The sequence below is a fragment of the Clostridioides sp. ES-S-0006-03 genome (genome assembly GCF_020662275.1).
Taxonomy (GTDB): domain Bacteria; phylum Bacillota; class Clostridia; order Peptostreptococcales; family Peptostreptococcaceae; genus Clostridioides.
Genome location: NZ_JADGMM010000004.1, coordinates 390,513 through 401,733, shown reverse-complemented (window position 1 = coordinate 401,733; position 11,221 = coordinate 390,513). Strand labels below are relative to the sequence as shown.

The 11,221-nt window shown below is 29.5% G+C and carries 10 protein-coding genes; 2 read left to right on the top strand and 8 right to left on the bottom strand.

Features of this window, described 5'->3' with window-relative positions; all coding sequences use genetic code 11:
- Positions 1 to 429: 429 nt before the first annotated feature.
- A complete protein-coding gene (locus IR151_RS07970; RefSeq protein ID WP_227433988.1) occupies positions 430 to 2,619 on the top strand; it encodes an EAL domain-containing protein in 2,190 nt (729 codons plus the stop codon).
- A 62-nt stretch (positions 2,620 to 2,681) separates the two neighbouring features.
- On the opposite strand, the gene IR151_RS07965 is transcribed toward IR151_RS07970, so the two are convergent.
- The 5 genes from IR151_RS07965 to IR151_RS07945 form a co-directional block, all read right to left on the bottom strand.
- Positions 2,682 to 4,022, bottom strand: a complete 1,341-nt coding sequence (locus tag IR151_RS07965; RefSeq protein WP_227433987.1) for an MATE family efflux transporter — start codon at positions 4,020 to 4,022, stop codon at positions 2,682 to 2,684.
- Positions 4,023 to 4,033: 11 nt separating this feature from the next.
- A complete protein-coding gene (locus tag IR151_RS07960; protein ID WP_227433986.1) occupies positions 4,034 to 4,816 on the bottom strand; it encodes an ABC transporter ATP-binding protein in 783 nt (260 codons plus the stop codon).
- 14 nt (positions 4,817 to 4,830) lie between these two features.
- Positions 4,831 to 5,853 carry a FecCD family ABC transporter permease gene (locus IR151_RS07955; RefSeq protein WP_227433985.1) on the bottom strand — a complete coding sequence of 341 codons (1,023 nt, stop codon included), beginning with the start codon at positions 5,851 to 5,853 and terminating at the stop codon, positions 4,831 to 4,833.
- Between the two features lie 5 nt (positions 5,854 to 5,858).
- Complete coding sequence (locus IR151_RS07950; protein WP_227433984.1) at positions 5,859 to 6,872, bottom strand: FecCD family ABC transporter permease; 1,014 nt, start codon at positions 6,870 to 6,872, stop codon at positions 5,859 to 5,861.
- 129 nt (positions 6,873 to 7,001) lie between these two features.
- Positions 7,002 to 7,940 carry an ABC transporter substrate-binding protein gene (locus IR151_RS07945; protein WP_227433983.1) on the bottom strand — a complete coding sequence of 313 codons (939 nt, stop codon included), beginning with the start codon at positions 7,938 to 7,940 and terminating at the stop codon, positions 7,002 to 7,004.
- A gap of 280 nt (positions 7,941 to 8,220) precedes the next feature.
- Here IR151_RS07945 and IR151_RS07940 point away from each other — a divergent pair, with 280 nt between their 5' ends.
- Positions 8,221 to 8,685: a hypothetical protein gene (locus tag IR151_RS07940; protein WP_227433982.1), complete on the top strand. Its 465-nt coding sequence runs from the start codon at positions 8,221 to 8,223 to the stop codon at positions 8,683 to 8,685.
- A 122-nt stretch (positions 8,686 to 8,807) separates the two neighbouring features.
- Here the strand turns inward: IR151_RS07940 and IR151_RS07935 are convergent, their stop codons facing one another.
- Genes IR151_RS07935 through IR151_RS07925 form a run of 3 tightly spaced genes read right to left on the bottom strand, consistent with a single transcriptional unit; the run spans position 8,808 to position 11,201 of the window.
- Positions 8,808 to 9,125 carry a PTS lactose/cellobiose transporter subunit IIA gene (locus IR151_RS07935; RefSeq protein WP_227433981.1) on the bottom strand — a complete coding sequence of 106 codons (318 nt, stop codon included), beginning with the start codon at positions 9,123 to 9,125 and terminating at the stop codon, positions 8,808 to 8,810.
- An 11-nt stretch (positions 9,126 to 9,136) separates the two neighbouring features.
- Positions 9,137 to 9,868, bottom strand: a complete 732-nt coding sequence (chbG, locus tag IR151_RS07930; protein WP_227433980.1) for a chitin disaccharide deacetylase — start codon at positions 9,866 to 9,868, stop codon at positions 9,137 to 9,139.
- A gap of 22 nt (positions 9,869 to 9,890) precedes the next feature.
- The gene (locus IR151_RS07925; RefSeq protein WP_227433979.1) at positions 9,891 to 11,201 is read right to left on the bottom strand and encodes a 6-phospho-beta-glucosidase; all 1,311 of its coding nucleotides are present in this window, start codon (positions 11,199 to 11,201) and stop codon (positions 9,891 to 9,893) included.
- Between the last annotated feature and the right edge of the window lie 20 nt (positions 11,202 to 11,221).

Below are 11,221 nucleotides of genomic sequence, written 5' to 3'. Positions count from 1 at the left end.
TAGTGTTTATTGACTACAGGGCTAAAAAAGAGAAATCTGCTTAGTCTTAATTTTAGTGCAAAAAACTAACAAAAATAATTAATAAAAAATTGCTAAAAACACTTGATTTTACTTAGCAGGTTTTTATTTATAAAATATTCTAATTCATAACAATATTATTTAATTAAATTCCAGTATAAATTATAAGAATAGCTCCTCTACTTTTTAGAATAATTTACATAAGAATAGACGTAAAGATAAAATTTAGTACCTTCACAGATAGAAATATTTGGTATAATATGTCTGAGAGGAGTCTTCTTTGTAAGCCAATAAAGGATGGAGGATGGAACATAAAAAATGTATACTAAAAGCGTACAAAATAAAAAAATAATAATTACCCTATTACTAACACTCCTTATAATTGTGTCCTTAGTTTGTGTTTCTTTTGTTATGACACTGCGTAAAGTAACTCATCGTGAAACAGAGCGGTATCTTACAGAAATCTCAGAGAGTGTCTCCACTACAATTAATGAAAAATGTAAAAGTATATTTAAAATATTATACTCTATAGGAGATACTTACTTTCAGTTTAGTGATAACAATAAAAATGTCACTGAATATTTATCTAAAAAATCAAAATTACTGAAGTTTGATTGGTTAGGTGTTGCTGATTCTAGTGGAAATTTTATAGGCACTGATGAAAGTACAGGTAATGTTAGAGGGCAGTATTTTTATAGAAAAGCTCTTCAAGGTGAAGAGACAATTACTCCAATCAAATCTCAATCTGGTATATATGGAATTTTATATTCTGTACCACTTTATAAAGATGATAAAATAACTGGAGCTATTACTGCTTGGAATACTCTTGATACTATGAGAACGTTACTAAGCGTGGAGAGTTTTGGTGGTGAAGGATTTTCTCAAATCATTGACAAAAATGGAAATTTCATTGTAAGTTCGGACAACAAAAACGCACCAAAAAATGTTGTGAACTTTTTTGACACAATTAAAAAACATGGAAGCTATACTGGTAAAGATACTCTTAGAGAAATGAAGACAAATTTAAAAGAGAACAAAAAAGGTTCTATGTACTTTACATTGGATGATGGTATTTATAAAGCTATGCACTATGTTCCTCTGGAAGAGGAAAACCTATATCTACTTTCAATTGTTCCAGTAAAGGTAGCAAATGCACAGTTTGATTTACTTCTAAAAAAAGCAGTCTTTATCAACATTTTAATTATTATATTATTTTTATTACTTATCATATTAATTATATTTATAAATCGCAAAAATAGAGAGCAACTTATAAAAATCGCCTATGTAGACCCTGTAACTAAAGGCTATAGTAAGGCACGTTTTGATATGGAAGCTAAAGCAATCATAGAATCAACTTCAGCAGGAACCTATTCATTAGTATCTATAAATATTAATAAATTCAAACTTATTAATGATTCTTTTGGTAGTAATGCTGGAGATAAAACATTAAAATATATACATGATGTAATTGCTAATTATTTGGAACGAGAAGAATTACTTTGTAGAGTTTCTAATGACCAGTTTAATATTCTTATTAAAACTATTTCACAAAAAGAAATTCTTAAGTACATAGAAAATATTACAAATGATATTAACAGTTTTAACAAAGATAAAGAATGTAAATATTTTATAGCTCTTTCTATAGGTGTCTATAAAATTGATGACCCAAATATACCATTAGTATCAATTCAAGACCGTGCAAATGTAGCACGAAAAAACATTAAAGGAAATACTGTAACTCATCCACTTTACACATGTGTATTTTATAGTGATTTAGAACGTTTGAGAATGCTTAAAGAAAAAGAAATGGAAAATAGAATGGAAGAAGCATTAGATAATAATGAATTTGTAGTCTATCTCCAACCTAAAGTAAACCTTAAAAACAATAATATTGTAGGTGCAGAAGCATTAGTGCGATGGCAAGACCCAGATAGAGGTCTTATTCCACCAAATGATTTTATTCCTTTTTTTGAAAAAAATGGCTTCATCATCAAACTTGACCATTATGTGTTTGAAAAATCGTGTGCCATGATACGAAAATGGATAGATAATGGGGAAACTCCAATACCTATTTCAGTTAATTTTTCACGTGCTCATTTAAATAATAAAGATTTTTTAGAAAAATACAAAACAATTCGTGATAAATACGATGTCCCTGCTAAACTTTTGGAAATCGAATTAACTGAGACACTCATCTTTGATAACTTACAAATGTTACTCAATGTAATAGACCAAATCCATGAGGAAGGTTTTCAATGTTCACTAGATGATTTTGGAAGTGGATATTCTTCACTTAACATGCTAAAAGAAATAAAAGTTGATACTCTAAAACTTGACCGAGCATTTTTTAGTTCTCCCAACGCAGATAATGTATCTGAAAATTATGTAATAGAATCTGTAGTTGAGCTAGCAAAAAAATTAAATATGAATAGTGTATCAGAGGGTGTTGAAACAATCTTACAGATGGAATATCTAAAGAAAATTAATTGTGATATGATACAAGGATATGTTTTTTCTAAACCTATACCTCAAGAAATATTTGAAAAAATGACTTTTGGAAAAACACTAGATGAAGTCAATACAAACGATGCTGTAAAATAATATCCTGTCTCTATAAAATGATTTTAATCATTTTGAGACAGGACTTTTTATTTTTCAACATTTTATGCTTGATTCATCTTAAATTCTCGTCTTAAGAACAATAATACAATTATCATAGCAATAAAATCTGCAATTGGCTGTGCTAACCAAACTCCATCTAAATTAAATCGAATTGGAAGTACAATAATTAATGGTATAAATAAGATAAACTGTCTCAAAAGAGTCAAAAACATAGAATGTTTAACTTTACTCACACATTGAAAATACACAGGCCCAACAATAGAAATCCCCATTATAGGTAAGGTGATTAAATTTATATTTATACCTCTTACAGCTATTTCCATTAGATTTGAATCTTTATTGAATATGCCAATAAATACTTCAGGGTATACCTGCACTACTAAAAATCCAAAAGATAATATAACTATAGATACTATGATAGACAATATTAAGGTTTTCTTTGCACGTTCAAATTGCTTTGCTCCATAATTATATGATATTATAGTTTGCATACCTTGATTTAGACCAAATACTGGCATCATAAACATCAATAAAATAGATGTAAGAGCTGTCATAGCTCCAATAGCTAAATCTCCACCATAAGCCTTTAGAGAGTTATTAGTAAATACATGAGTTATACTTATAGCTACTTCCATTGCAAATGGTGTCATACCTATTGCAAATATTTTTTTTATTATATTTGTATCTAATTTTAAATTGTATTTTTTTAATTTTAAATTAGATTTTCCTCTTATAAAATAATGTGCTACCCAAGTAAACACCACTACTTGACAGAGTACAGTTGCTATAGCTGCTCCTTTTATACCTAAGTTAAACACAAATATGAATATTGGGTCTAATATCAAATTTAGTATACAACCTACTATCATTGTTCTAGCTGCTAACTTAGGATTTCCCTCTGCTCTAATTGCATTATTTAAAGAAAATGCAATTAGATTAAATGGAGTTCCAACCAATATAACACTCATATAGTCTTTTGCATAAGATATTGAATCTTTGCTTGCTCCCAAAAGAAAAAGTATGTCTTCTAAAAAAACTAATCCTAATACAGTTATAATTATAGAAATAATTATAGATAGTGTAAGGGCATTACCCAATATTTTTTCTGCTTCTTTTTTATTTCTTTCTCCTAGCTTTATAGACAAGCTTGTACTAGCACCTACTGATACTAACATTCCAAAAGCTATTATCAGTGTAAACACTGGCATAGTTACACCAAGTCCTGCAATAGCTATAGACCCAACTCCTTCCATAGAACCAATAAAGGCTCTATCTACTACATTGTAAAGCGATGTTACCATCATAGCTATTATTGCAGGTATTGAGTATCTAAATAATAAAATCCATATTTTTTCATGTCTTAATGCTTCTTGATTTTCCATGTTGTCACCATTTATACCATGTCATAAGTTATACAAATTGGTTTATTTGTCCTTGGGTCTGTAGCTATCTCTGCATCGATATTAAACAACTCCTTCAGATTGTCTTTTGTCATAACATCGTATGCATTACCTTGACAAACTATCTTACCTTTCTTAATACCTATCATGTGGTCAGCAAATCGTGCTGCGTTATTAAGTTCATGTATTACCATGACAATAGTTCTTCCTTGTTTTTTGTTTAATTCCTCTAATAATTTTAGTATTTCTAATTGATGAGCTAAATCTAAATATGTTGTAGGCTCATCTAACAAAAGTATATCAGTCTCTTGTGCCAAAGCCATAGCTATCCATGCTCTTTGTCTTTGTCCGCCTGACAAATCTTCCATATTTCTATCCTTAAATTCTGAAATTCCAGTAACTTCTAAGCTCCAATTTACAATATCTCTGTCTTCTCTACTAGAATTTCCAAATCCACTTTTATGAGGGAATCTTCCATATGAAATTAGTTCTGAAACAGTAAGCCCACTAGGAGCTTGAGGGCTTTGTGGAAGTACAGCCATACTCTTTGCTATCTCCTTAGATTTCTTCTTATATATATCTTCTCCATTTATATATATACTTCCATTTTTAGGACTAATAATTCTCCCTATTGTTTTAAGTATTGTAGACTTTCCACAACCATTAGCCCCTATTATAGTAGTTATTTTTCCTTTTGGTATATTTAAATTTAAATCTTTTATAATATCTGTATTTCCATATGATACATTTAGATTTTTAGTATTTATACAATTCATAGTAACACCCTTTCCTAATCATTTGACAACATTAAATAAATAAAGTATGGTACTCCTATTATGGATACAACTATACCTACTGGTATTTCTATAGGAGCAAGAAGATTTCTAGATATAGTATCTGCCACCAAAAGTAATAATGTACCTATCAGTGCTGATACTGGTATTAGTCTTTTATGTCTCGGACCTATTATCTTTCTTCCTATGTGTGGTGCTATTAAACCTAAAAACGAAATACTACCTGCTACTGATGTTGATACACCAGATAAAATTACTGCATATATTATGAGTCTTCTTCTTTGCTTCTCCACATCTACACCAAGACTTGTAGACACTTCATCACCTAAGTTCAAGACATCAATATACTTAGCCTTATATATAGTTATTCCCATAAAAATCACTATAAATGGAAGTACAGCTATTACATATTTCCAACTAGTTCCCCAAATGCTACCTGATGTCCATACCATAACTCTATTAAATTCTTGTGTTGTAAATTTCAATTGAAATATCGTCAAAATTGAAGTAAAAGCTATATTTACACCTATACCAATCAGTAGTAACCTTGATGAATTTATTCCACCTTTCCATGCAAGAGAATATATCAAAAATGCTCCAAACAAAGCTCCTACAAGTGCAACAACTGGCATTGTAAATACAGTGAGATTACTCATACCTTCATAAACATTACCATTCATAAGATATATATAAACTACTACAAATAATGCTGCTCCTGAATTTATACCCAAAATTCCAGAGTCAGCCAAATCATTCTTTGTAACTCCTTGAAGTATTACACCTGCTGTTGATAATGCTGAACCAACCAATAAAGCTATTATTATCCTTGGCAATCTCAGTTTAAATATTGCAATTTCATGATTACGTTGACCTTGTCCTATAAAAGTCTTTATGACATCCATTGGTTCTATAGAAAATGAACCTAAATTTAAACTAACTAGAAAAGCAATAAAAATAAGTACCATTAAAATTGAAATAACAAGTAAAGTTTTAGAATTTGTTTTTATAATATTTTTCATAGCACCTATTTATTCCCCTTTCTAACAAGATATATAAATATTGGAACTCCTATAAGAGCTGTTATAGAGCCCACTGGAGTCTCATATGGAGGATTTATCATTCTACTTAATATATCCGTATATACAAGTAGCACAGCTCCTAGAACCAAAGAACTTGGTATTATATACTTATAATCTGAGCCTACTATTCCTTTAGCTATCTGAGGAACTATAAGACCTATAAAAATAATATTACCTGATACTGAAACAGATGCTCCAGTCATTAATATTACTAATACTATACATATAAATCTAACAATGTCAGTTTTTTGCCCTAACCCTATTGCCACTTCTTCTCCAAGACTTAGGATAGTTATTCTTGGGGCCATAATCATAGATAGGATAAATCCAATACCTCCAACTATAAATAATAGTTTTATCCCTTCCCACGTTACGCCTACAAGTCCTCCTGATATCCAAAAACTTAATTGCTGAGATAGATTAAAGTACATAGATATTGCAGAGGCCAAAGAAATTAACAATGTACCAAGAGCTACCCCTGCAAGAGCTAATTTTACATTATTAACTCTTCCTCTTGATTTTGAACTTACAAAATATATAAATAAACCACTTATACTTGCTCCAATAAATGCAAATATCATTACACTAAAGTTCCCATGTATAAGTTTAGGAAATTTTTGTTGAAGTACTAATGATATTGCAATAGCAAATGTAGCTCCCTGTGTAATTCCTATAACAGAAGGTTCAGCTATAGGATTTCTTGTTATTCCTTGCATTATAGCACCTGAAACTGCTAAAAATCCTCCAACAAGTGCTGCTGCTATTGCCCTTGGAAGTCTAACATCCTTCACTATTCTCATATTTATTCCATCTTCCATATTTATTAAACTACTTATAACAGTCGATAGATTCATATCTTTAGCCCCAATAGTTATGGATAATACAATTCCAAATACAAGTGCAACTATACTTATTAATATCAACGAATAAGTCAGATTTTTTTTACTAAGTGTAGTCAATTATCCTACCTCCTTTTCCCTTTTAATTCTAGTGCAGTAATATATTTATTAAGTATTTTATGATTTTAAACTTATTAAAAATAGGTGTGAAAAATGAACATCATTATCTCACACCTAATAAGTTAAGAATTACTTTGTTAATTCATTTTTAACTGATTCTAATAACAACTCTTTTCCAATTGGATTATATGATTGGCTGAAAAATGGAGCTGCATCAAGTATTGTTACGTTTCCATCTTTTACTGCTCTCATTTGAGCCCATATAGCACTATTTTCTAAATCTTTTTTATCTGATTCTGTAGCTATCACAATTATATGGTCTGCATCTATATCTGTAAGACCCTCCATACTTACCATTGGCAATGTTATTCCATCTTGCTTTGGCATATTTTTAGGTCTAGCTAATTTCATATCATCATTAATTAAAGTTCCAATTCCTCCATCACTAAACACCATAAATTGTCCCGAACTTGCTAATACTGGTAAATAAGTTTTTTCTCCATTTTTTTCTACAACTTCTTTACCTAGTTTTGTAGCTTTTTCATCATACTTTTGTAACCAATCCTTAGCTTCGTCTTCTTTATCAAATATTTTTGAAACATCAGTTAACTTACTTCTCCAGTCATTTGCATAATCTTTCATCATGACTACAGGAGCTATTTCTTTTAATTGGTCATAGATTTTTTCTTGTCTTTGACTCATTATTATTAAATCTGGATTTGCTTCTAATATAGCTTCCATATCCATAGTATCCATCATAGAGTGACCTACTATCTTTACATCTTTAAGTTCTTCTCTTATGTAACTTGGCAATTTATCAGTTTCATATGAGTCTACATTTGCCGTTGCAATAGGTTTATGACCAGCTATTAACAATTCCTCACTACTTCCTGATATATCAACTATTTTTTTAGGATTTGATGGTATCTTCACCTCTCCCTTAACAGATTGTACAACTCTTGTATCTGATTTTTCTTTATTATCTGTGTTACTATCTGAACATGCCGTAACAAGTACTAACGTAGTTATAATAGATATAAATATTGCTAATGATTTTATTTTTTTCATGATTATTTCTCCTACTTGTTTATTATACTTATATGATATTGATTATCATAAGCACATATTTATTATAGCATTTTTCTAGTTTTAGTCAATATTATTTTGCAAAAGGATAAAAATTCCTAATTAATCTTAATTAAATATACTATAGATAAGGTTTTCTTTCATTGAACAATAAATTTTATATCTGTTCTTTATGTAAATATAATAAATAGAATGACTTTTCAGTTAAACAATGATAAAATGCAAGATACAGAATAGTAATTTAGTAAGGAGGATTTAAAGCGTGGTACATTTAGTATATTGTGATAATGCAGGTAAAAAAGGAGAAAAGGTATTAGATAAAATTTTAGCTGGAACGAAGACAATGGTAATTAGAGGTGCTGCTGGTAGAAAAATACCACATAGCAGAGTATTTCAAGGAGAGTTACTTTATTTTATGGAAAAAGGAACTTCAAGAATTTCTGCAAAAGCTACTGTTAAAAAAGTAGACAACTATATTAAATTAACAGAAGACGAAATTTGCAAAGTTCTAGATGAAAATCAACCAAAACTAAATTTATCTGATAAGCAAAAAGTTCGTTGGCATAAAAAATGCTTATGCTTAGCTGAATTTGAAAATGTTCAAGAAATAACACCTCTTGATTTCGACCATCAAGGAAATATGGATGATTGGCTTATTATTGAAAAAATTGAAGATGTAGTTGTAGGTACTAGTATACCTTACAATTACGAGAAATCTAAATTTTAGAACATTAATAAAAGAATAATAAATTGCTAAGTTATAACTTTTTAACATATTTTAATAAAAAAGAGTGTTTTTAATAATTATAGAAATTATTAAAAACACTCTTTCATAATAGTTAAATTAGACTACTTGCTTTCCAATCTTTCATACAAATCTACAAATTCTTCTGCTAGTTGTTGAAAGTTCATAGATGTCATTAAATGGTCTTGTGCATGAACTAATATAACACTCATTTCAGTTTTATTACCACTAGCTTCATTTTGTATTAACTCTGTTTGGAACTTATGTGCTTTATGAATTGACTCTTTTGACTTTTCAATACACTCTCTAGCTTCATCTATATTTCCGTTCTTTGCTTCTTTTATAGCTTCAAAAGCTAGACCTTTTGCATCGCCTGCAAATCCAATTATTCCAAAAGATATTTCTATCATCTTCTCATCCATCTGTATACCTCCTAAATATCTCTATAGCTTGATATGACTAATCCATTTTCTCTCAAAAACTCTTTGACTTTTTTAGATGTAAGTATTTTATGCTCTTTTGTTCTATCAATTGCATAAGATGTAGAATTTAAAATATAATCGTCTAAAAAAGCTGGGTGAGACATAATATCCACTACATCATACTTCATTATTTCTTCTATATTTTTTATAAAATACTCTTCACTCACATTTTCTTTATAAAAGCTATCTATTAATGGAACTATTTTTGAATACTCTAAATCGTATTCAAACCCTCCTCTTATTGGAAGATTATACTTATTTACAATTTTCTCTATTACTGGTTTTAAATTTACTAAAGTATGAATATGATGATGACTATCTAAATGAGATATGTCTATTCCAAGTTCTTTTACTCTCTCTATTTGAGCACAAAGTTCTTCATAAATCTCATCATAATCCATTTTTTTAATAATTTCGTCTGTAATTCTTCTAATAAAAAAACCTTCTTTATCAACAATAGTTTTTAAGTTAGACAATAATGGTCTACCACAACTTAAAGTCATATGAACTCCACAATTTAAATCTCTATTTTCTTTAAGTAGCTTTACTCCATGTTCTACACCAGGCATATTTGCCATCATAGATGTGGACTTAACTATTCCATTATTATGAGCTGATATTATACCATAATTCACAGCTTCGCAATATCCAAAGTCATCTGCATTTATTATAATTTTAGTCATACCATAACCTACTTTCTATAAACTATCTATTAAATCTAGGAAGATAATCTTTATGAGCTTCTAACATTTCATCTAATATAGTTTTTGCCAAATCATCCGATGGAATCAATGGATTTATACAAAGTGCCAATAAAGCAGATTCATAATCTCCATATACAGCTGCTTTGGCTGCTAAAACTTCAAATGACTTAATTTGACTTACTAACCCATGTACAGAATCTGGTAAATAGCCTATACTTAATGGTCTTGGTCCATTTTTTGTTATTACACTACTTACTTCTACCGCCTGCTCATCTTTAAAGTCTCTTATAGCCCCATTATTTAATGTATTAACTACTTGGATGTCTTTTTTATCATTGTAGATAGAACTTATTAGATTACAAGCAGCATCACTATAATAAGCTCCTCCTCTTTTTTCAAGTTGAGGTGGTTTTATATCTAGCTTTTCATCTTTATATAGTTCAAATAATTGTTCTTCTAATTCTTTAACCACTTGACCTCTAGCTTTTCCCTCTTTAAATTCTATTAACTCATCTTCAAGCATTTCTTTAGTTTTATAATAATATCTATGATATGGGCAAGGTATAGCACCTAAAGATTTTATAAAATCAGCATTAAAATCAATTGCCTTTATATTTTGCATGCTTATATCTGCTTTAACAAATTTATCTATTGCTTCTTTTGTAACATCTTCTCCGTCTAAAGCTACATTAAGACCATAAACCATATGATTAAGACCTGCAAAATCCATACTTATTCTATCACTTTCTACATTGAATAGTTTAGCTACATCATTTTTTAAATGAATTGGTACATTGCATAGACCTATATATTTTTTAAAGTTAGTGTATTTGAATACAGCTTCTGTTATTATTCCTGTTGGATTTGTAAAGTTCACCATCCATGCATTTGGACATAATTCTTCCACATCTTTTATTATATCAAATATAACTGGTATTGTACGAAGAGCTTTAAACAACCCACCTGCACCATTAGTTTCCTGTCCCATAACTCCATGAGATAAAGGAATAGTTTCATCTTTAATTCTTGCATCTAAAAGACCTACTCTGAGTTGTGTTGTTACAAAATCTGCGTCTTTTAAAGCTTCTCTTCTATCTAAAGTAAGATTTATTTTCATATCTATTCCAGCTTTTTTTACCATTCTTTTAGCTAGATTTCCTACTATCTCTAGTTTTTCTTTTCCATCTTCTATATCTACAAGCCATAACTCCTTTACAGGTAGCTCCTTATATCTATTTATAAAACCTTCTACAAGTTCAGGAGTATAACTTGAACCTCCCCCAATTGTAACTATTTTTAGCCCATTTTTCATCTCATTATACCATCCTTACT

Coding starts and splice junctions, on each gene's coding strand:
- IR151_RS07970 (WP_227433988.1), top strand. CDS start 430: ATGACACTGCGTAAAGTAACTCATCGTGAAACAGAGCGGTATCTTACA.
- IR151_RS07965 (WP_227433987.1), bottom strand. CDS start 4,022: ATGGAAAATCAAGAAGCATTAAGACATGAAAAAATATGGATTTTATTA.
- IR151_RS07960 (WP_227433986.1), bottom strand. CDS start 4,816: ATGAATTGTATAAATACTAAAAATCTAAATGTATCATATGGAAATACA.
- IR151_RS07955 (WP_227433985.1), bottom strand. CDS start 5,853: ATGAAAAATATTATAAAAACAAATTCTAAAACTTTACTTGTTATTTCA.
- IR151_RS07945 (WP_227433983.1), bottom strand. CDS start 7,940: ATGAAAAAAATAAAATCATTAGCAATATTTATATCTATTATAACTACG.
- IR151_RS07935 (WP_227433981.1), bottom strand. CDS start 9,125: ATGGATGAGAAGATGATAGAAATATCTTTTGGAATAATTGGATTTGCA.
- chbG (WP_227433980.1), bottom strand. CDS start 9,868: ATGACTAAAATTATAATAAATGCAGATGACTTTGGATATTGCGAAGCT.
- IR151_RS07925 (WP_227433979.1), bottom strand. CDS start 11,201: ATGAAAAATGGGCTAAAAATAGTTACAATTGGGGGAGGTTCAAGTTAT.